The sequence below is a fragment of the Alkalihalophilus marmarensis DSM 21297 genome, assembly GCF_000474275.2.
Taxonomy (GTDB): Bacteria; Bacillota; Bacilli; order Bacillales; family Bacillaceae_D; genus Alkalihalophilus; species Alkalihalophilus marmarensis.
In genome coordinates, this window is sequence record NZ_ATAE01000050.1 from 55187 (window position 1) to 76126 (window position 20940).

Annotated in this window: 19 protein-coding genes and 3 tRNA genes; 5 read left to right on the top strand and 17 right to left on the bottom strand. The window is 37.0% G+C overall.

What is annotated here, in order from left to right; all coding sequences use genetic code 11:
- Nucleotides 1–1125 precede the first annotated feature (1125 nt).
- The 5 genes from A33I_RS17265 to A33I_RS17285 form a co-directional block, all read right to left on the bottom strand.
- A complete protein-coding gene (locus A33I_RS17265) occupies nucleotides 1126–2037 on the bottom strand; it encodes a DNA adenine methylase (RefSeq protein ID WP_022629583.1) in 912 nt (303 codons plus the stop codon).
- Nucleotides 2027–2869, bottom strand: a complete 843-nt coding sequence (locus A33I_RS17270) for a hypothetical protein (RefSeq protein ID WP_022629584.1) — start codon at nucleotides 2867–2869, stop codon at nucleotides 2027–2029. The genes A33I_RS17265 and A33I_RS17270 overlap by 11 nt, the downstream gene beginning before the upstream one ends.
- Nucleotides 2870–3147: 278 nt before the next feature.
- Nucleotides 3148–4608, bottom strand: coding sequence for a hypothetical protein (locus A33I_RS17275; protein WP_152976492.1), 1461 nt, complete (start codon nucleotides 4606–4608; stop codon nucleotides 3148–3150).
- Nucleotides 4609–4661: 53 nt separating this feature from the next.
- Nucleotides 4662–6254 carry a CAP domain-containing protein gene (locus tag A33I_RS17280; RefSeq protein WP_022629586.1) on the bottom strand — a complete coding sequence of 531 codons (1593 nt, stop codon included), beginning with the start codon at nucleotides 6252–6254 and terminating at the stop codon, nucleotides 4662–4664.
- Nucleotides 6255–6390: 136 nt separating this feature from the next.
- Nucleotides 6391–6783, bottom strand: a complete 393-nt coding sequence (locus tag A33I_RS17285; protein ID WP_022629587.1) for a hypothetical protein — start codon at nucleotides 6781–6783, stop codon at nucleotides 6391–6393.
- A 166-nt stretch (nucleotides 6784–6949) separates the two neighbouring features.
- Between A33I_RS17285 and A33I_RS17290 the strand changes: the two genes are divergently transcribed.
- Entirely contained in the window at nucleotides 6950–7222 is a 273-nt protein-coding gene (locus A33I_RS17290; RefSeq protein ID WP_031311791.1) for a helix-turn-helix domain-containing protein, read from the top strand.
- A 189-nt stretch (nucleotides 7223–7411) separates the two neighbouring features.
- Here the strand turns inward: A33I_RS17290 and A33I_RS21445 are convergent, their stop codons facing one another.
- Complete coding sequence (locus A33I_RS21445) at nucleotides 7412–7543, bottom strand: hypothetical protein (protein WP_022629590.1); 132 nt, start codon at nucleotides 7541–7543, stop codon at nucleotides 7412–7414.
- Between the two features lie 551 nt (nucleotides 7544–8094).
- On the opposite strand from A33I_RS21445, the gene A33I_RS17295 reads away from it, so the two are divergent.
- The 4 genes from A33I_RS17295 (at nucleotide 8095) to A33I_RS17310 (ending at nucleotide 12017) form a co-directional block, all read left to right on the top strand.
- Complete coding sequence (locus A33I_RS17295; RefSeq protein WP_022629591.1) at nucleotides 8095–8496, top strand: 23S rRNA (pseudouridine(1915)-N(3))-methyltransferase RlmH; 402 nt, start codon at nucleotides 8095–8097, stop codon at nucleotides 8494–8496.
- Between the two features lie 296 nt (nucleotides 8497–8792).
- Nucleotides 8793–10214: an Eco57I restriction-modification methylase domain-containing protein gene (locus A33I_RS17300; protein WP_022629592.1), complete on the top strand. Its 1422-nt coding sequence runs from the start codon at nucleotides 8793–8795 to the stop codon at nucleotides 10212–10214.
- 14 nt (nucleotides 10215–10228) lie between these two features.
- A complete protein-coding gene (locus tag A33I_RS17305; RefSeq protein ID WP_022629593.1) occupies nucleotides 10229–11350 on the top strand; it encodes a DUF262 domain-containing protein in 1122 nt (373 codons plus the stop codon).
- Nucleotides 11340–12017: an MAE_28990/MAE_18760 family HEPN-like nuclease gene (locus A33I_RS17310; protein ID WP_022629594.1), complete on the top strand. Its 678-nt coding sequence runs from the start codon at nucleotides 11340–11342 to the stop codon at nucleotides 12015–12017. Before A33I_RS17305 ends, A33I_RS17310 begins: the two co-directional genes overlap by 11 nt.
- Nucleotides 12018–12225: 208 nt before the next feature.
- On the opposite strand, the gene rlmH is transcribed toward A33I_RS17310, so the two are convergent.
- The 11 genes from rlmH to A33I_RS17360 all read right to left on the bottom strand — a co-directional run bounded on the left by rlmH (nucleotide 12226) and on the right by A33I_RS17360 (nucleotide 20940).
- On the bottom strand, nucleotides 12226–12696 hold the full coding sequence (rlmH, locus tag A33I_RS17315; RefSeq protein WP_022629595.1) for a 23S rRNA (pseudouridine(1915)-N(3))-methyltransferase RlmH: 471 nt from the start codon (nucleotides 12694–12696) through the stop codon (nucleotides 12226–12228).
- Nucleotides 12697–12767: 71 nt separating this feature from the next.
- The gene (locus A33I_RS20370) at nucleotides 12768–12926 is read right to left on the bottom strand and encodes a CxxH/CxxC protein (protein ID WP_022629596.1); all 159 of its coding nucleotides are present in this window, start codon (nucleotides 12924–12926) and stop codon (nucleotides 12768–12770) included.
- A gap of 175 nt (nucleotides 12927–13101) precedes the next feature.
- The gene (locus A33I_RS17320; protein WP_012960890.1) at nucleotides 13102–14319 is read right to left on the bottom strand and encodes a S1C family serine protease; all 1218 of its coding nucleotides are present in this window, start codon (nucleotides 14317–14319) and stop codon (nucleotides 13102–13104) included.
- Nucleotides 14320–14549: 230 nt separating this feature from the next.
- On the bottom strand, nucleotides 14550–15344 hold the full coding sequence (locus tag A33I_RS17325) for an MBL fold metallo-hydrolase (protein ID WP_022629597.1): 795 nt from the start codon (nucleotides 15342–15344) through the stop codon (nucleotides 14550–14552).
- A 29-nt stretch (nucleotides 15345–15373) separates the two neighbouring features.
- On the bottom strand, nucleotides 15374–16147 hold the full coding sequence (locus A33I_RS17330) for a two-component system regulatory protein YycI (protein WP_012960892.1): 774 nt from the start codon (nucleotides 16145–16147) through the stop codon (nucleotides 15374–15376).
- Nucleotides 16144–17469 carry a YycH family regulatory protein gene (locus A33I_RS17335; RefSeq protein ID WP_022629598.1) on the bottom strand — a complete coding sequence of 442 codons (1326 nt, stop codon included), beginning with the start codon at nucleotides 17467–17469 and terminating at the stop codon, nucleotides 16144–16146. The genes A33I_RS17330 and A33I_RS17335 overlap by 4 nt, the downstream gene beginning before the upstream one ends.
- Complete coding sequence (walK, locus tag A33I_RS17340; protein WP_022629599.1) at nucleotides 17466–19289, bottom strand: cell wall metabolism sensor histidine kinase WalK; 1824 nt, start codon at nucleotides 19287–19289, stop codon at nucleotides 17466–17468. Before walK ends, A33I_RS17335 begins: the two co-directional genes overlap by 4 nt.
- The gene (gene yycF, locus A33I_RS17345) at nucleotides 19289–19999 is read right to left on the bottom strand and encodes a response regulator YycF (RefSeq protein WP_022629600.1); all 711 of its coding nucleotides are present in this window, start codon (nucleotides 19997–19999) and stop codon (nucleotides 19289–19291) included. The genes walK and yycF overlap by 1 nt, the downstream gene beginning before the upstream one ends.
- 658 nt (nucleotides 20000–20657) lie before the next feature.
- Nucleotides 20658–20733, bottom strand: a tRNA-Thr gene (locus A33I_RS17350).
- Nucleotides 20734–20738: 5 nt separating this feature from the next.
- Nucleotides 20739–20814, bottom strand: a tRNA-Phe gene (locus tag A33I_RS17355).
- A gap of 49 nt (nucleotides 20815–20863) precedes the next feature.
- Nucleotides 20864–20940, bottom strand: a tRNA-Asp gene (locus A33I_RS17360).

Below are 20940 nucleotides of genomic sequence, written 5' to 3' on the forward strand. Positions count from 1 at the left end.
GATTTAAATAAACTACTTTGTATTAAGTAATTTATTAAGTGATTTCTGCTTAATTAGTATAAAGTCAACTCTCTAGTTTTTTCTGTTTTCTCTTCTTTTTGAAGAACATTATCTAGAAGTTGAACGATGATAATTTATATTGCAGCCAAAAGAGCAAGAAAGCTAGGATGCTAATAACATCTTATTGTTATCTCAAATATAATCAAATAAGAATATAACAGCCCATGCGGCTAAATAAACAACGAGTTGTATAAGTGCACCTCAAAGTAGAAAAGTGTACAACTATCTTTCATGCCTGTTTGTGCTTCTTATAATTCTGCTCTTCGACTTTTATAAATCTTTCGTTCCTCTTATAACTCTGCTCTTCGACTTTTATAAATCTTTCGTTCCTCTTATAACTCTGCTCTTCGACTTTTATAAATCTTTCATTCCTCTTATAACTCTGCTCTTCGGCTTTTATAAATCTTTCATTCCTCTTATAACTCTGCTCTTCGGCTTTTATAAATCATTTCTCTATTGCAGATAAAATATCTTCTCACTTAATAGAAACTCGCTTATCTGAAGAGGCATTAGAAAGCAACCTTGTCATAGCTATTACTTCAGAAATTCAGATTTCTACCATACACAACCTGACTACAATCTCAAGAGGTTTTTCTGAGTTAAGTAAAAAGATTGAAGGTTACATCAAACTATTAGAACATCAAAGCCCTCCAACTTCATATACTTTGTAACTAATAAAAAAGAAGAAGGGGGAGTACCCCCTTCTTCCTTTTACAGACAGAATTTTTTTTTTGAAATGAAGATTCACAAGACGATTTTAAACCCCTAAACACCCGCACAGAAAAGGGTTTATTAAAAGATAGAGGGTAGGGCGTTAACAATCGCTTAAACGCTTATATAAGGCAAATAAAACCTTTATAACACTAAGGGGAGGATAAACGAAACAAATAACTATAAGAACTCTACAGACTGAGCACACCTTTATATTTACTAATATTTTAAATTTAGACCACGAGCTGACTCATGGTCTAAAATGGATGTCCTTGGCTAAATCAAATGTCGCGCTACCCCTTATAGTTATATTACATTTCAGAAGTAAAACTCTAACCAATTTAAATAAAATAATTAATATTCACCCAAATTACTGCTTGACCGATACGGAAGAAGTTCGGGCTCAATTTTAAAATTACACCACACGTTTTCATCACGTTTTTTCCCGTTAGCTGCGCTTGATACATTTACTTCACCTATAAAATATTTTTCAAATCCACTCGTCAAGTTCAACTCAAGCCTCTCCCTGTAAATTGGGTTATCATAACCACACAAGATCACCTTATTTTTTGTCTGCAGAATAGTATCTATTAATTTATTCTGATCTTCTGGAGTAAATGCATCTTCATAATCCTGTGTAACTTTTGCTTTACCCGTCTCTTTATCCTCTTCAACATACGGAACATCTAAAAACATTAATATATCTTTTCTAGCAGAAAACTCCTCCGCTATATCAATACAATCCCCGTGTCGTATCTCTACCCCTTCTAGTACTTCTTCAAGATGTAAAAGTTTGTCTAATGATTTAGATTTTATACCCCTATAAGCATTTGTTTCACTATACACAGTTTTGTTAGCAGCTCTGCCGAACTCGGTTAATATATACGTAAGTGCCGCAGACTCTACCATTGATACCTCAGTACTACGTCTAGTTAATCTAGCATTATCAAAAGCCTCTTTAGTAGTACAGAATTCCCAATTAGTAATAATTGTGTCGATAAGTAAGTCAGTTAAGTAAGGATTTTGAAGACATTTGAAAAAGTTCACTGTACCAAGGTCTTTTTCATTCGCAATTTTAATCTCTAGCTCTGTTTCCGGTTGATGTGTGAGAAAAATACGATTCCCTCCCATACATGCATCAATTACCCCTACTAGTTCATGATTAACTATACAATCATCTATAACTTTTAATAATTGCTGAATAAGCTGAGACTTTCCACCGACTATTTTTAACGGGTATGGATTTTTTAACGGTTTATAAGACATTTTGATCACCATAACTCAAATCGATATTAACAATATAAGAATCGATTTGATCACCTTTAGTTTTCATGGAGATACCTTTCGCATGGCTTTTTCGTTTTTTCTTTTTTATACAATTATTCTCAAAAGAAATACTTCCAAAAGAATCATACTCCATATCTGGTATCATGTTATCGAAATCTTTTAAGGTTAGCTTTCCTTGTATAAAACCTTGTTGGACTAAAGAGTTTACTACTTCACTATATTTATTACAATTATTAATATTAAATAACTTGAGTAACGCTCCAGATCTAATAGCAACAGGATAATGTCCATATTTACCAATAGGATGTTTTTTTAAGTTGTCTAATATAGCTCCGTAAGAGACATTTTCGTCATATTTGTTGCTTGATCGAGTCGGATATAACTCTGGATTTTTTTGTAAATGGTTTATAATTTTTTTGTAATAAAATATAGTGGGCGTACCTGTTAAAACATCTTTTATTAAAAAGTTTGAAATATCTTTTGCTTTAATTATTTTATTAGTCTCCTCATATAAACTATTGTTCACACTATTCTCAATGATTTTTAAATGATATGATTTGATGACCCCAATTCTGCCTAACCTTTTCAATAACATTTTTTCAAAGTCGCTATCTCCTATTATCTCTTTAGGAAATGTAATTGATTGGCCTTTTAAAGTACTAATAATTCTTACTGCATAATTGATCTCACCAGAGGATTCTTCTTCAAACTCTATAACCTCTACTTTCCAATATTTTTCTACATATTCGCATTTATTTCCAATTAATTCGATGTAATTATCTACATGACTTGGTACGCTAGCGTTTTGCATACAAAATACCCCCTATTTTTTATTTACACTTATAGAGAGGCATCTCTTGAAAAAATAACTGAATTGTTTTTAAGTTAGTAAGATTTTTAATATGTGTTAAGATCACTTTAAAATGTGTCAATAACTGTAAATTACCTATGTGTATAAGCTACATATTTCATTCTTCTTTCACTTTATATAATTCTTCTATCTTTCATAAATTAATTAAAATTACCAAATTAATAGATTTAAACAAAATAAAGAGTAATCATTTAAATGATTACTCTAAAAAAAATTTATTATCTTAATGTTGAACCGTCTGTAGGCGGTACTACTACCTGCAAACCTTGAGACATTGCTTGCTTCATGTCTACTTTCGTGTATACTCCTGCTGTGTCTAGATACCAATTACCTTCAATCTTAATTACCACAAATGCGTGTCCCGGTCTCGCTAAAATCGCTGTCGTGTACCCCAACGAATCGTAAACCGCCGAATATACTTGAGCCTCTGCATCACAATCAATCAACCCTTTTACGATTGCGTCATGTGCTGAGTTTGGAGTACCGTCTCTAGGATCTTTAGCGTGGGACATAAGGGAAACCGCTAATACCCCTGCCTTTGCTACTTCTTCAATGGTGTTTTTCTTTACTCCTGCGTCTCTTAAATCTTTGTAGCTTGTCTCAAATGCTCTTAACGCTACGTTTTTACTTGACCTTACATCAGGATGGTTTCTATCCATAATAGGTCTCTCGCCTGCCATGAAGTTGTCGAAGTATTGATATAAAGCTCCATTGTGACCTGACATAAATGGCGTTGAAGCTAAGTCTTTGTTGATTGCATCGTGAACTCGCTTCATTACCTCGTTGTACTCTGCCTGATTCTTACTACCGTACGTGTGCTGACCGTAATGCACTGTGATATTACCTACTCTATTGTTCTCTGAAGGCTTTATCGAAAATTCGAAGCTACTTGTAGGCGGTGGTGTAGGCTGTGTTGTCGGTGGTGCAGGTTGTGACGTTGGTGGCGCAGGATTCACGCTACCCCCTTTTTGAAGGTAATCATGATATCGCTTCATGAATGACGTGATATGCGCTCTCTGTAACGGATCATTCGCCCCAAAAGACTCAAATGTCATCGGTGAATTACCCCAAGCATCCGTCCTACCATACGTAATCCCTGTCTCATACATGAAATCTACCGCTTCTCGCAAGGATACTTGCTTTCCGAAATGGATTGTAGCCAATGTCGTAGCTAATTGTCCACGTGTCGTTCCTTTATTAGCTTCCGCCTTGTTTGAAAGAGAACCCTTTGTCGGTACATTGTATTTGTGAGCTAACTGATAAGCTGTCGATGCCCAAAACGGATCTTTAGGTGCTGTGTTTTCTAGCTCCGCTTGATGTGTGTAACGGAATAAAATAGATAGAAGCTGAGCCTCTGTTAAACTACCATGTGGATCAACCCAGTTTCCTATACCCGCATGTACACCCCTCGGATGGATTTGATTCACATACCCCTTAATTAATCCTTGGTCTACAGCCCATACCATATCCTGCGACCAGTATGCGTTGGAGTTGAAGTCATTATACTGATGAATTCCAATACTTTTTGAGGAAACTAGCGGTGTGTCTATTGAATTGTTACTTACCATAGCACTTGCACTATTACTAATTAGAAAAATTGAACTCAAAACTACAGCAGACATTATTACTCTAGGCCTGCTTAAAGATACTCTGCTTTTTATACTATATCGTTTAGACACCTAAATACCCCCTAGGATAAAGTTTTCATTTGTTAGATTGATTGACTGGTTGGTTACTGACTAATCATTTTGAAGTAGTTATCGTAGTTGCGCATCATCGTTACTACTTGCGCTCTTGTTAGCATGGTGTCTGGTCTAAACGACTCGTATGTCTTAGGCACATTACCGCTCGCATCCGCATACCCGTTCGCTATACCCATACTGTAGATAAAGTCCACCGCTTCACGCTTTGTTAACGGTCTCTGTAAATGCCTCGTAGCCATAATGTGCGCTACATCACCCCTCGTTATAGCCGAATTCGCTACTTGACGGTTCGTAACAGATCCCTTTATCGGTAAACGGTCTTGCTGTGCTAATTGATACGCATTTGAAGCCCAATAAGGATCAGATGTCTTTGTACTGTTTAAACGCTCATGGTCAATATACCTATATAGAATCGTGATGAATTGCGCTTCCGTTACATTCTCATTCGGTCTTAACTGATTCTCTACTTTCTTTGTTGCTGAATTCCATACGTTGCTATACCCACTAATTAAACCGCTTTGTACACCCCACAACATGTCCGAAGACCACCATACCCCTGTACGATAATCCGCATAATTTGTCGGGTTAACAGGTGCTACCGGTGCAGGAGGATTTGGCTGTGTTGGATTACTTGGATTTGTTGGGTTAGTAGGGTTTGTCGGGTTTGTCGGGTTGGACGGATTACTAGGTGTTCCCGGATTTGGGTTCGCTGGCGTCCAATACGTTAATGTGTCCTTGTTTACCTGTGTGGTGAAAGACCATGTGTGAGTGCCTTTCTCCCCTGTATCATAATCCTTGTACTCAATCGAAGCTGTGTATTTTTCATTGTACTTTAACTCCTGCTTCGGGAAGAAGAATGACTTCCCTGCAGGGTGCAACTCCTGATGGAAAGGTACTACTACCCCTTTACTATCCTTTAATACGAATTTTATCGACCTCTCATCCACAAACATGTGAGGTTCAGGCTGATACGAAATGACAAAACCTGATTTATCTACCTTGAATTGCGCTAACGGATTCGGAATCTCATTTCCATAGAACCCAATCCCTACATTCGTTTGCCCATTATACGGATACATTAACGGTTTCTGATACGATACCCCTCTCGCATTCTCCGTTACCATCACAAACGACTCACCATTAAACGCTACCCCTACTTTCCTAGCCTCGGTGTCCATTAATTTGATCCTGTGGTAAGGTGCGTACATTAAACCGTCTATGTTTCCGACAATCGTTTTGTTATTGTTGATTACCTCGTGGTATATACTAGCTGATTGGTTAGGTGTCCCTACCGCTGTTAATCTATCCGCTAATCTTACCCCTGTGAAACCTGCTTTTCCTTTTTCTTGCGTGTGACTGTTAACACCATTTGATACATGCCCATGAATCTTTAAGTAGTTGAGGTGGTTCTCGGCTGCTTTGTTGAGGAAAGGGTCTAATTCTACTTGCGATAAACCGTGCTTCGCTCGAATTGCGTTGAAATGCTTCAATGCTTCCTGTTGCTCCGCAGTGTAATTGAAACCCGATGCCTCTACCTGCATCGGCTCCGCCAAAGGCGTGAATTGTGCTACCCCTAACGATACCGATAACGCTAATACCACGTTTAAAGACTTCCTGCTCAATAGAAAAACCTCCCAAATGTGCCTTTATTACTAATTCAATAGTATCACAATCAGAAGGTTACAAACTATATATTTACTTTTTAAGTAATTAAAGTTATATACTAACTAATTATCTACCTTCCTATTATTAGGTGCTCTATTTCGTGAGATTTTGTTCAATCGAATTGAAGTCTAGAGATCTACTCTCTTTGATTACTAACTCTAATACTAAATTACATAGTTTAATCATAAAATCTGCCAAGATAGGATTTTTTAATAATTTTCCATACCCCTTTATTTTAATCTCTTCCTTAACAACCTTCACGCTGTTTCTAACAGTAATCTCTGGAAATCTTGAATCCTTGTTTTTAGTAGTACCGAGGGCTCTAGAAATTACTAATTCGCTATATGCCTTGTATGTATCAAAATCACCATCTATACCAAGTTGCATGTATTTGGGATTCTTGTTACCTACCTCTTTTTGAATATGGTGTACTAAAGATGTAGTGATATGTCTAGCCATTTGTTTGTAATTGTCTGCTGCAAGCATTGTAATTCCCCCTGTAATACAAGTTTTGGTGAAAGCTCTCAAGTTAACCCAGAACAAAAATAAAGGATATTTAATTACTTATATTCCCTTTTTGTTGAATAATCTATCTGGTATTAACAGTATACTATAACAATAATGGACTTAAAAGGAGAATTTCTCTTTGAGTATGCGTAATGATCACATAAGAGCCATTATTGGTAAGAATATTAAAGGACTTAGAACTGAAAAAAGAATCAGCCAAGAAGACCTCGCTGGTTATGCTAATGCAGATAGATCTTATATCTCTCTTATTGAAAGAGGAAAAAACGAACCCTCAGTAAGTAAACTCTTTGCTATCTGCAAAGGTCTAGGGATAAAGCCTTCTATGTTTATAAATCTCATTGAAACTGAATATAATAAATTAAATACTAACAAAGATGAAGATGGCGAAACCAATTAATGGTCTGCTAATTGGTTCGTCATTCAACCTCTTGTTTTTCCATTATTCTTTTAGCTCCTTCCAGACCTCCATTCCATCTTTTACCCCTAATTCATAATTCAACTTATTTTCGCTCACTCGTAAATCATTTAAAGCTCTTTCTAACTCTAGTACTTTTAGGTATTGATTAATAGACAATTCGGACTCTAATTAATTTATGATATCTCTACTTATCTCATAATATTGATCGCATTCATTCCTTAATGATTCGCGCAATTTAACACTTGAAAGACGTTGTTCAAATGATGAATATGAACGTCCTCCTTTTAAATCTTTTTTCAATCGTATACCCCCTGCACTTTAATTTGGTTGATGATACCGTAATACAAATTAGTAATCAAGTATAATAATAAACTTTTTACCTAAAATAATTTATTAGACATAATATACTTAGATTCGACATATATATACCCCCTTCACTATTACTAAAAACCTATACAAGGTGTGTGATTGGATAAATACCTAATTAGGAGGTGTGGTATATTAAGGGTACTTGAGTGATTGAGTTACATATGTAGTAGATGAACAGTTCGAGGTTAAAACTATTTGTTAAAAAGTTTTAGTGTTGTACTTTTGGGGTTATGAAGAATTTTATAGACTTGTCCTTACGAATATATTCTAACTGCAAGGAGATATCATAAAATATTTTCTTTTGGGGATAAAAAGGAAATTTATCTTGTTTAAGTATATTTCCTAATTAGCTTCCTAAAACGGTTCCCTGGTTCCCTTGTTTTAATGTAATTTGTCATTGACCCCTCATTGATAAAAAGCACTTTCAAGTTGAATAGCATTCTCATAATGATGGAATAATTAATTTCGGAGGTATGAATTATATGAAGATTAATCTACTTATTGTAGAACCTAAAATTGATAAGTTCATAGTAGAAGGTATTAAAGAATATAAGAAAAGACTAGGTAAATACTGTAAAATCAATATAGAAAATTTTAAAAACGAAGACAAGTTGCAGAAGAGCATCTCTGATAATTCATATAGAATACTTATTAATACGAATACCTGCTCACTAACTTCTGAAGAATTTGCTCACAAAATAAATCTATTAGGAATTCATGGAAAGTCAAATATAAGTATAATAATTGGCTCATCAAATATTTTACCTGATGAAACTTTATCCATTAATAGTATGTATCTTGATAATGGTATTAAGGCATTAATTATGGTTGAACAAGTTTATCGCGCTTTCCGTATACTTCATAATGAACCATATCATAAATAGAGTGTAAAACTTCTTATATACAAAGGACAATAACACTTTGAGATTTCAGTAATCCGTTTGTCCTCATCTAATATATATATCAATAGATCTTGATAAGTAGATTTTGGATAGAAACATATCTCTATTTGAAAATCTAAGGATGCATATCAAATCATGGCTTCTAACAATTTACTAGTGTATCCGTATTTCTACTTAAAAGAAAAGCCTATTTATTTATCTTCATATACTATTAATTCAGTATGTTATAATTTATGGTAACTGTATAGCGAAATATTAAAGATTGAAAGGTAAGTCCAATGAACTCCAAACATCAAATATTTACACCAGCTGCAATTGTTAATGAGATGCTAGATAAAATTAATTATTCTGCTAATTTATATGGAAAAAAAGTCTTAGAAGGTTCTTGTGGTAATGGAAGCATCTTAGTTCCATTAGTAGAAAGGTATATTGAGGTAAGTATCAGTGAAAATTATTCCTTAGAAGAAATCAAAAAGGGACTGGAAAATGATATATATGGAGTTGAAATTGATACTTATTATTACAATGACTGTCTAAACAAATTAAATGAGCTATCTGAAAAATATCATTTAAAAGACGTAAAATGGAATTTATATAATATAGATAGTCTTAATTTTCTATGGAACTTTAAGTTCAATTTTATTATAGGGAATCCTCCTTATATAAAGTATCATGATATGACCCCAGAATTAAGAATTTTTTTAAAAAGTAAGTATGAAGCATGTAAAAGAGGAAACTTTGATTACTATTATGCATTTATAGAAGAAAGTTTGAACTTACTTGACAAAGACGGAAAAATGATTTATTTAATTCCTACTAATATGTTTAAAAATGAATATGCAAGCACATTAAGAAATTTAATAATAGGTAATTTAACTGCAATATATGACTATGCACATCAAAAGATTTTCAAAAATATCTTAACCTCTTCTGCCTTAATCGTAATTGACAACTCATCTACGAGTAAAAATATAAAATACCATAATTTGGAAGACGACAGACTATTGTTTATTAATAGGTATACTTTGAATGGAAAATGGAGCTTCTCTCCCAAAGCTATTAAAATCAAAGCAGATAAAAAATTTGGTGATTTCTTTAACGCTTCAATGCCAGTTGCCACATTATTGAATGATGCTTTTGTTTTAGAAGATTTTATAATACTAGATAACTATTACAAAATAGATAATTATAGGGTTGAAAAATCAATAGTAAGAAATGCAGCAAGCCCTCGAGGACTTTACCTGAAGAAAAAAGAAAAGATAATATTTCCATATTATTATAGAGATGGGAAATTGAGTAGGTATGATGTAAGTGAATTCCAAAAGTATTTTCCAGAAACCACAAAGTATTTAATGACATTCGAACAAAGGCTTAGAAAAAGAACTAGTTATAATAACCATTGGTTTGAATATGGTAGGACACAAGCTTTGCAACATTTAGACCAAACTAAACTGCTCTTATCTACAGTTGTAACAAGGAAAGTAAATGTATATGAATTAGACAAAGATACAGTACCTTACTCGGGGATATACATAATCCCTAAAACTAAGTTAAATCTAGATGTGGCAAAACACATATTAGAGACTAAAGAATTTATTGAATATGTAAATGAAATTGGAGTAAATACAAATAGTGTATCGTTTAGAATAACAGCAAAGGATATCAATAATTTCCCGGTCTGTAATAATCTTAACTTTTAAAAGGAGGAGTATTAATGCTTGATCAGGAAATAAAAGAGAAGTCAAAGGATATATATACCGACTCATATTCAATGTCAGTCGGAGAAATAGCAAGTATGTATCAAGATGGCGAATTAGAATTGCAGCCAGATTACCAAAGATTTTTCAGATGGTCTAATACCCAAAAAAGTAAATTTATTGAGTCATTAATGTTAGGTATACCGATTCCACCTATTTTTGTATATCAAAAAAAAGATGGCGTTTGGGCGGTAGTAGATGGTCTACAGCGGTTATCGACTATATTGCAATTTATGGAAGTGTTAGTGGTTGATAATTCCGAAGATCATGTAGTTCAAGAATTAGAATTACAAGGTACAGAGTTTTTACCTTCATTAGAAAGTAAAAAGTGGAGTTCAAATGGAGAATTTAATGAAATTTCAACTCAAACTAAATTATTCTTTAAAAGGTCTCGTTTAGATATAAAAATTATTAAGTATACGAGTGACGTTGACGCCCAATTTGAGTTATTTCAAAGGTTAAATACTGGTGGAACTGCATTATCACCGCAAGAAATCAGAAATAGTTTAATGGTTATGGAAAATAAAGATTTTTATCTATGGTTTGAAAAACTAAGCAAAAATGTGAACTTTAGTAATTGCTTACCGTTAACAAATAGGCAAAAAAGTGAAAAAGTAGACATGGAATACCTACTAAGATTTTTAATAATCAGAAGACTAAAAGATGATGAGATAAAAGGAAATGAGGATATTGATCCATTTTTAACTGAAAAAATGCATGAAATAATTAAAGATAATAGTTTCAACTTAGAACACGAAGAAAAAATATTTAATAATGTATTTTTATTTTTAGATAGTGCCTTAGGCGAAGATATTTTCAAGAAATTTAATACAGAGAAAAATAAATTTGAAGGTGCATTATCTACAGCACTATTTGAAGCAATAATACCGGGTATTGCCTTAACATTAGAAAAATCCTCTTTTGAAATCAGTCAAGTAGAGAGAATTCAAAGATTAGAAGACCGAATAAAATTGTTGTCAGAGGATACAATTTATAAAGAGAAACGGAATCAGTATAGACCAGTTTTAAGAACAAAAGAACTAATCCCTTATAGTAAGGTATATTTTGATGAATTATGAGGAATTGCAAATAAAACTTGATAAAAGTTCAAGTTTTAGAAAAAAAGAAATAGGGAATTTATCCTCTCAAATAAATTCGGTAGAGGGAGAAATTCAACGAGCATTATTAAGGTCATCGTTTATACTTTTATATTCACACTTTGAAGGTTTCACAAAAGAATCTATCAGATTATATTTAAAACATATTAATAGCAGAAATATACCTATTAAAAATGTTGGGTATTATTTGCAAACATTATTCCACACTAAAAAAATTATTGATGTGAGGAAATCAAATAGAAAAATTAAATATAATGAGTTAATAACTGCTATGTTATTAGAAGATACCGTTCTCTTTAAAGTTGATGAATTAGATGGTGATATTGTATCAACTGAGGGCAATTTAAAATTTAGTGTTATAGAAGATCTATTATTTTTATTAGGCTTTACTATCGATGAGTTTAATTTAAAATCTAATGATAAAAGCTTAAGAACCAAAGAGCAATTTATAAATCGTAATATAGTAAAAGTGCGAAATCAGATTGCACATGGTGAAAATATACCTGTTACATTACTACAATACAATGAGGTAGAAAGCTTTATTATAGATTTTATTAATACACTGAGTGAAGAAATTGCTCAAGTGTGCAGTAATAAACTCTATTTAATTCCAGATCATGCTAGTTAAATACTGACTATAAATTTAATTTTCTTGCAGAAAGTAAATCTAGGTAATCATACTGATTAGTACATTTTAATAATAATTTAAAACGCTTAGAAGGTTCTCTAAGCGTTTTGTTCATGTTCTCAATATATATTCCGGTTTATTGTCTTTAAAGAAGATAGTAAATTGAACCTTGCTAGTTAACGTAGATAGGATTTTAGAATTATACATGCTACGCTTCTCCCCTATTTATCCGAAACGCGCGATAAACCTGCTCTAATAACACCAGCCTCATCAACTGGTGCGGCAGCGTCATTTTTGAAAACGACAGGGCATAATTGCTGCGTGCCATAACTTCCTCACTTAGACCGAGTGATCCTCCAATAATAAAAGCAATTTTACTTTTTCCGTACGTTGCGAGCTGGTCGATTTCTTTAGCTAATTGCTCTGATGTCAGCTGTTTACCTTTGATTTCAAGTGTGATAACATGCGTATCTGGTGCAATTTTGGCGAGGATTCTTTCGCCTTCTTTTTGCTTTACGAGCACCATGTCGGCTTCACTTAAATTCTCCGGGGCTTTTTCATCAGACACTTCGATTAAATCAATTTTTGCATATGCTCCAAGCCGTTTTGTATATTCTGCTATTCCTTGCTTCAAATACTTCTCTTTTAATTTTCCTACAGAGATAATTGAGATATTCACAGTGTGTATTCCCTCATCCTTTATTTTTTATCCACAGAAGTTATCCACATATCAACAGTGTTAGTAACTGACTATTTCGTAATTGAATAAACAGCAGGCTTCTTGCAGTAACTGCACGTTGTGGATAATTGATCTGCCTCATTTAATTTTTCGATAATTGGTGCCGCTTCGTACTCATCAACGACTACATCCATTGCTACTTCAATATGTTCATCACATGCAAATTCCATCTTAATCCGTCCTTTCTATTTACCGTGTTTTATTATAGCATACCCGTTTTCCACCTGTGGGCAACTTCCTTTTTGTGACTGAAACCAAAAAAGACAGAGCTATGTGAATAACTCTGTCTGACATCTATCAATGTTTACCTTTCCCAACTAACCAACCTACCAACTTGCTTGATTATTAAAAGCTTTGCTGCTCGGCTAGCTGCACCGTGACCGTCTCACGACTGCCGTTGCGGTAGTATGTGACTTCCACTTCATCGCCAACTTGCTTTTCTGTGTAGAGGAATCTGCGTAAATCATGGCCATCAGTAATTTCTTCGCCATCAATTTCTACGATGACGTCATATTGCTCAAGCCCTGCACGTTCTGCTGCAGACATTGGTGAGACGCTTGATACCATCACTCCTGCTCGTACATCGCTTGGCAGATTTAATGTTTCTTGCCAGTGGTAGCTTGGAATTTCATTTAGTGATTGAATGCCTACCCCCAGCTGCGGACGTTTGACTTCACCGTAGCGTTCTAGATCCTCAATGATAGGGAGCGCCACACTTGTTGGGATCGCAAAGCCAATTCCTTCTACTGAGCTTTGGGCGATCTTCATGGAATTAATCCCAATGACTTGACCTTCAATATTTAATAACGCCCCGCCGCTGTTTCCTGGGTTGATTGCCGCATCTGTTTGCAGCACTTCTGCATGCCAGTCTACCTGTCCGTTTCCGGTTAAATCAACAGGAATACTTCTTTCTGTCGCACTAATAATGCCTTGTGTTACCGAGCTTGAAAATCTGAGCCCTAGTGGATTTCCGATTGCAATGGCAGGCTCTCCCACTCTCAGCGAGTCAGAATTGCCAAACTCAGCAACTGTATCAATATTTTCACTGTCAATTTCAAGAACAGCTAAGTCTGTAATCACATCTGAGCCTAATAGCTCTGCTGGGACTCTTGTTCCGTCTGCTAAGCTGACTTCTATTCCATTTGCCCGGTCAATAACATGGTGATTCGTTACAACAAATGCCTTGTCTCCAGCTGCCTTATAAATGACACCAGAGCCAGTCCCTTCTCCGCCTTGTTCTTGAAACGGATTCGATTGTTGAATATTTATGACTCCTACAACAGCATCTGATACTTGATCGACTGCCTGCGTTACATCTGTATTCACCGAATAGCTGACTGTCTGGACATCCTCTGGCTGTTCAGATGCTACTAAACTCGTATCTTCCCCTTGGGAGTCTCCTGCATTGTATGGAAGGATACCTAAATTAGATAAGAGCGGCACGGATAAGAGAACAACCAAGCCTCCGACAACCGCACCAATAAATGCTGAAAGGGCTCCACCGCGCCTAGAACGTTTCTGCCTTGTATCACGTTCTGTGTAATGCTCATCATAATAGCCCATAACCCAACACCATCCTTATGATTTAAATGAAAAAGGTCACAACTTTAGCCATGCTACATCCTTTATAAAAAGGATGATTTTGATCATTATTATACCGATTCTTTAGGATAAATCTACTAGCATGCTTCACTTTTGATTATTTTTTATACTGTTTACAGAATTGCCAACAACAGTAAGGAATAATCACTTAAAAACGAAAAAGCCCTCTATCATAAGAGGACTTTTTTAGATTATACGCTAGTGAGCGGAGTTGGTTTTAGGGGGTCTGTATCAAATAACTCAAACTGCTCGCCTACTGGCATATCTTGTTCTTTTAATACTTGCTCTACGGTAAGGCGTGCTAAGTCTTTCATATTATTATCCAAGCTTAAGTGAGCAAGATAGATTCTGCTCGTATTGTCACTAATCACATCAGATAACGCAAGAGCGGCATCTTCGTTTGATACGTGTCCTACATCACTTAAGATTCTTCGTTTTACGTTCCAAGGATAGCGCCCCATCCGCAGCATATTCAAATCATGGTTCGATTCAAAAATGTACATATCAGCACCTTTAATCGTTCCTTTAATCCGCTCGCTTACATATCCCATATCAGTGGCCAGCACAAGCTTCTTTCCTGCGTGATGAAAGCAGTAAAACATTGGCTCTGCCGCATCATGAGAGACACCGAACGACTCGACGTCTAATCCGCCGAATGATTTTACTTCTTCTGTTGCAAAGACAAATTTTTGATCGGTCGGGATGGTACCAAGATTGTTCTCCATCGCAAGCCATGTCTTTTCATTTGCATAGATTGGCAGCTTATGTTTTCTTGCAAACACGCCGACCCCTTTTATATGATCGCTGTGCTCATGACTAACTAAAATACCGTCAAGTTCTTTAGGGTTGCGTCCGATCTCTGTGAAAAGCTCGTCCATTTTCTTGCCGCTAAGTCCGACATCCACTAATAGCTTTTTATCATCCGCCTCCACATAAATTGCATTTCCAGTACTTCCGCTAGCCAGCACACTAAAACGTAATGACATCGTAGGTTCACTCCTGTTTTTTGCTGCTGTTACGAGAGCTGCTGTATTTCAGGGTTGATCGCATGCACAAGATAGGTCTCACCCTCAACCGTCACACGCCACATCGGAGCAAATACCTGTGCCCCACCGCCTTGCAGATTATGGAGGCTGTAATAACCAAACTCCACATGCGTCACGGTATCATTCACCCCTATATGCTGTGCATTTAACAGCACCTCAATGGCCTTAATACTTGTTAGCACTTCTCGTTCTCTGCCTGTTGGCTCAAACTCATAATAGCTTTGTTCGTAGGCAACAATCTCTCTATCTTCATTTAGCTGTAATACTAGAGGTTCTGCTTCAAACGCGTAGGCTGTTTTCCCTTCATACGTTTGCTGCATAAGAATTTGTCTTGCTTCTGTATCAAACCGGCCAAAGCGATACTCACGGCCGTTCGTTATATAGCTTGTAAGAAACTGATTTAAATCTTGGGAAAACTGATCTTCTCTTAACTCAAAAGGCTCATTAAGCTCTGCGATAATCGTAGTGCCGTCTAATAAGTCTGCCTCTTGATTGCTTAGAGCGTTCATCTGTCTTTCACTAAACGGCACAGCCTTTCCTAAAATATGACCGGCTGTCGTTGTCTCTTCTGGCAGCTCGACATCAATGGTTACATTATTGTCGCGCAGCACTTCTTGAATCGTCGCTTGAGCGATCATGTTCATTTGATTGGAGTTATTTTTCTCGATCAGCTGCCACGTAAGAAAGATATTTAAGAATAAGAAGGTGATGATGAATATGGTTTTTGTCCGGCTCCAATTCATTGCATCCCCTCCTCACTAGCTCCATCATTAAACGTAACTTTCTGCCATTGTCCATCATAAAGCACATACCAATAAGGCTCAAGTGTGACTAATGAAACATTTTGTTTGTTCATTTCATAGCCAACCATTACTTTTTCAAGTCTGTTTGGATCAAAGTATTCCTGTTCATTCAGCCTATCTAGCACCGCTTCGCCTGATGGAAGCTCGACACGTTGGATCGCATTAATCGGCTGGTTATCAAGGTCAAATAACGGACGCTCATAGCTGACGATTTGGGAGCCGATCCGGCCGACTTTTAAACTCATAATACTTTGACCCTCATAACTGATGACTGGTGTACCATCGACATGCAGCATATATTCAGCTTCTTCTCTTACATCTGCTACTGCCCAATCCGATAGAATATAAGGATCTGACCATCCTCCGTGACTATTTATAAAATCGAAGCTGTTTTGAACAATATGACGGCTGCTTCGCTCTTGATTTTCAGAGAAAAGCGGATTGTTATAATCCATAAATTCCCCATCATTTCTCAATTGAATAATCCGATTCCCATCCGTAAAGGATTCATTTTGATCCGCTAGATTAGCACGAACAGAATTTGGCTCGTTGAACAACTCATTAATAAAATAATTTACATCAATCGGACTAGTTGTGTAGGTCATTCGCTCAACCTCAACGGGCTCAACAGGAACATACACATGCTGATGAAGCTGAGTATGATTTGGCCCTTGTGATACAGAAGTAACCGAAATGTAGTCTCCCCGCATCCACTCTTGAAACTCATTTGCAGAAAAAGAGGTTTCTACTTCCACCACTCGCTCATCCTCGCCAAATAATAGCTGCATCGCTACTTCATCCTGATTGTTATCTATATAGACATAGAGTCGGTCTACCTCAGAGGTTGGAAGGTTAAACACTTCTCTATCCACTTCAAACATCGCGAGCAGCGTATCGGTAGGGACAGCTGCAGGAAAAATGACTTCTATCCCTGCACTAACACCCGGTTTTGGGAAAGGACCGGTAGCAAGCATGTCTCCTTCATCGAGCTCTGCTTGTAGAAGCTGATCAAAAAAATCATCAAAAGCATCAGTATGCCTTGGAATCATAGCTGTTTGCCCGTCTACATGAGTGATCAGCTTCTCTGGCCTAATAACATCGCTTAACCTAACCTCTTCACTGATGAGTGAGGTTCTCTCTAATTCTTCTGATTCACCTAGGAAGTTGATATCAGGCTGAAACGTCCACAGCTGCCAAGTCAGGATGATACTTAACCCTACTAAGCCGATTAATAATCCTGTTTTGACGTGTTCGTAATTCATGCCTCTCCCCCCTTAAATGTAGAGTAAGGCAATGTAAAGTAAATCGTCGTACCAGATCCATATTCACTTGAAACCCAAATTTCTCCGCCATGAGCATGCACTAATTCCTTCGCAATCGCAAGACCAAGTCCTGTACCGCCAATGCTTCTGGCACGTGCTTTATCTACACGATAGAAACGATCAAAGATCTTCGATTGATTTTCACGAGGGATCCCCATTCCTTCATCTGAAATACTCACTCGTACATTATGTCCTTGGTGCATGAGGGTCGTCGTAATATTGCCGCCCTCCGGAGAGTACTTCATTGCATTGGAAATAATGTTATCAATTACTTGCGTCAATTTATCTTTATCCACTTCTACGTACGTTGGATGTCCTGAAATATGGCGCGTGAAATGAATATCTCTTCCCTGTGCGACCATTTCAAACCGATCAATTACTTCATGCAGGAACTGACCAAAATCAACCCAAGTTAGCTGCAAACGGTAGTCGTGGCTGTCAATTTTAGAAAGCTGAAGCAGGTCATTAACTAAGCGGATCATACGCTCTGTTTCATTTTGAGTAACCCCAACAAACCTGCGTGCAAGCTCAGGCTCTTCTAGAGCACCGTCCTCAAGCGCTTCTAGGTAGCTCTTCATCGTTGTTAACGGGGTACGCAGCTCATGAGAAACATTGGCTACAAATTCACGTCTGTCCTGTTCAATTTTTTCTTGCTCCGTTACATCATGCAGTACGGTAATTAAGCCATTAATCGGCCCATCCTCTTCTTGAATGACAGAGAAATTAGCTTCGATCAGAAACTCTTGTTCGTCATCACTAAAATCAAGGAGAATGGAATCCGTCTGCTCAAATAAGTCTTCAAGCTCATACGTTTCCGGCAGTCTTAACACTTCAGGCAGCAGGGATTTGATCACTTCATAGCTTTGAACGCCAAGCAGCTCCTCTGCACGCTTATTCATCAAAATAATATGACCGTCTTGATCTGTTGCAAGTACGCCATCTGTCATATGAGCAAGAACTGAGCTTAATTTCTTCTGCTCACGGGCCCTTGTTGCTGTGGCATCTTGTAATTTATGAGTTAAATCATTAAAAGAATAAGCAAGCTGTCCGATTTCATCTGTGCTGTAAACTGTTACCTGTCTCGAGAAATCTCCCTGACCCATTCTGAGCGCTTGTTTACGCATATCCATAATCGGCGCTGTAATCGTCCGCGCAAGCAAAATAACGAGCACCGCGGTAATTAAGAGAGCGATCACTGTACCGCTCAATAAGATGCTGTTAATTTGCTGCATTTGATCATAAATATCTTCCATAGAAGATTCAATATAGATTGCCCCAAGCGTATTATTATCTTGGTCTTTAATTGGAACAGCAAGCACTTGAACACGGTCTCCAGTCTGAGGATCACGTTCAATCGCTGCATCTCGCGCTCCAAGAAGCGCGCGTTTAACCCTGTATTTCGTCGTCTGCTGGCCTACAATATGCCGGTTCGAAAAATTGGACGTACCTAAAATTTCGCTGTTAGCATCCACCACTTGAACTTCTGCATTTTCAATATTAAACGTCTCTCTTAAAAGTAAATTAATATCATTATAAAGCTCACTTCGATCTTCACGCGGCTCCATCATTTCCTGGGCAACATTATATCCGAGCAAGTTAGCACGCTCATTTAACATTTGATCATGGTTGTAGACAAGCTGTTCTTCTAGCTTTCCTGTAAAATACACACCAATGATCTGCATCGCCATAAAAATGAGTAACACATAAATGATAATTAACTTAAATTGAATTGATCTAAAAAACCCAACCTTTCGATCCATTAACCTTGCTCCACATCTTCAGGTGATGATAAATAATACCCTACCCCGCGTCGTGTAATGATCCAGTTTGGATAGCTTGGATTATCCTCAACTTTTTCTCTAAGTCTTCTAACCGTCACATCGACTGTACGTACATCACCAAAATAATCATAGCCCCATACAGCCTGTAGAAGATGCTCACGCGTCATCACTTGTCCTAGGTGTTTAGCTAAGTAATGAATCAGCTCAAATTCTCTATGCGTCAACTCAATCGTCTCACCGCGGCGCTTCACTTGATAAGCATCCGGGTAAATCGTTAAGTCTCCTACGGTTAATTCTTTTTGCGTTGACACTTCTTCAGCACCGGATTTTCTGCGGCGTAAGTTTGCTTTAACACGTGCGAGCAATTCTCTTGTGCTAAAAGGCTTCGTGACATAGTCATCCGCCCCAAGCTCAAGTCCTAAGACTTTATCAATCTCAGAATCTTTCGCTGTCAGCATAATAATCGGAATGTCATAGCTTTTTCGTACTTCACGGCACACTTCCATGCCGTCTTTATGAGGTAACATAATATCTAGTAAAATGAGATCAGGCTCTTCTTTTTTTACTTGTTCAATAGCTTCGTTGCCATCATAGGCACAAAATACTTCGAAGCCCTCTTTTTCAAGGTTAAACTTTAATATATCAGCGATTGGTTTTTCATCATCTACTACGAGAATACGCTTATCCATTCAAATTCGCTCCAATCCAACATAATATCTATTCGACATAGTTCCTATTTTAAATAATATCTATCCACATTCTAACATAAGACGCATAAAGACGTAGGAAAAAAGAAAAGCATGGGCGACTGTTCAGGTGCGACTGGGCTGGAAAGCGAGCAACATGAAATCGTTCTTTGATTTCATTTGATTGATTGAAGCACATGAGCACCTAGGAGCCTATGCTAGACAATAGAAAAGCATGGGCGACTGTTCAGGTGCGACTGGGCTGGAGAGCGAGCAACATGAAATCGCTCTTTGATTTCATTTGATCGATTGAAGTACACGAGCACCTAGGAGCCTATGCTAGACAATAGAAAAGCATGGGCGAGCTCAAGGGCGACTGGGCTGGAAAGCGAGCAACATGAAATCGCTCTTTGATTTCATTTGATTGATTGAAGTACACGAGCACCTAGGAGCCTATGCTAGACAATAGAAAAGCGTAGGCGACTGCTTAGTTGCGCTTGAGCTGGAGTCATCCAATTATGCTTTTCGTCCGCCCGATTAACGAATGAAACTATGCATTTTTCTATATAACAAATTTCTATATAACAAAAAAACGTCCCTGCACAAATACAGAGACGAAATAAAAAAAGCGTGCCTGAGCACATCTGTCGTTTAATAAAAGTGGTGCCGGCCAGAGGACTTGAACCCCCAACCTACTGATTACAAGTCAGTTGCTCTACCAATTGAGCTAGACCGGCAAAAATGGTGGCTTGGGACGGAATCGAACCGCCGACACATGGATTTTCAGTCCATTGCTCTACCGACTGAGCTACCAAGCCAATCTTTTAATTATTGTCCATCTTACCACAATGAATATCGAAAGTAAAATGGCGGTCCGGACGGGACTCGAACCCGCGACCTCCTGCGTGACAGGCAGGCATTCTAACCAACTGAACTACCGGACC

What these genes read in the sequence shown, in the direction of transcription:
- A33I_RS17270 (WP_022629584.1), bottom strand. Translation starts at nt 2,869, where the DNA reads ATGCAAAACGCTAGCGTACCAAGTCATGTAGATAATTACATCGAATTA.
- A33I_RS17290 (WP_031311791.1), top strand. Translation starts at nt 6,950, where the DNA reads ATGCGTAATGATCACATAAGAGCCATTATTGGTAAGAATATTAAAGGA.
- A33I_RS17330 (WP_012960892.1), bottom strand. Translation starts at nt 16,147, where the DNA reads ATGAATTGGAGCCGGACAAAAACCATATTCATCATCACCTTCTTATTC.
- A33I_RS17305 (WP_022629593.1), top strand. Translation starts at nt 10,229, where the DNA reads ATGCTTGATCAGGAAATAAAAGAGAAGTCAAAGGATATATATACCGAC.
- walK (WP_022629599.1), bottom strand. Translation starts at nt 19,289, where the DNA reads ATGGATCGAAAGGTTGGGTTTTTTAGATCAATTCAATTTAAGTTAATT.
- A33I_RS17320 (WP_012960890.1), bottom strand. Translation starts at nt 14,319, where the DNA reads ATGGGCTATTATGATGAGCATTACACAGAACGTGATACAAGGCAGAAA.
- A33I_RS17310 (WP_022629594.1), top strand. Translation starts at nt 11,340, where the DNA reads ATGAATTATGAGGAATTGCAAATAAAACTTGATAAAAGTTCAAGTTTT.
- A33I_RS17300 (WP_022629592.1), top strand. Translation starts at nt 8,793, where the DNA reads ATGAACTCCAAACATCAAATATTTACACCAGCTGCAATTGTTAATGAG.
- A33I_RS17335 (WP_022629598.1), bottom strand. Translation starts at nt 17,469, where the DNA reads ATGAATTACGAACACGTCAAAACAGGATTATTAATCGGCTTAGTAGGG.
- A33I_RS20370 (WP_022629596.1), bottom strand. Translation starts at nt 12,926, where the DNA reads ATGGAATTTGCATGTGATGAACATATTGAAGTAGCAATGGATGTAGTC.
- A33I_RS17295 (WP_022629591.1), top strand. Translation starts at nt 8,095, where the DNA reads ATGAAGATTAATCTACTTATTGTAGAACCTAAAATTGATAAGTTCATA.
- A33I_RS17265 (WP_022629583.1), bottom strand. Translation starts at nt 2,037, where the DNA reads ATGTCTTATAAACCGTTAAAAAATCCATACCCGTTAAAAATAGTCGGT.
- A33I_RS17285 (WP_022629587.1), bottom strand. Translation starts at nt 6,783, where the DNA reads ATGCTTGCAGCAGACAATTACAAACAAATGGCTAGACATATCACTACA.
- A33I_RS17325 (WP_022629597.1), bottom strand. Translation starts at nt 15,344, where the DNA reads ATGTCATTACGTTTTAGTGTGCTGGCTAGCGGAAGTACTGGAAATGCA.
- yycF (WP_022629600.1), bottom strand. Translation starts at nt 19,999, where the DNA reads ATGGATAAGCGTATTCTCGTAGTAGATGATGAAAAACCAATCGCTGAT.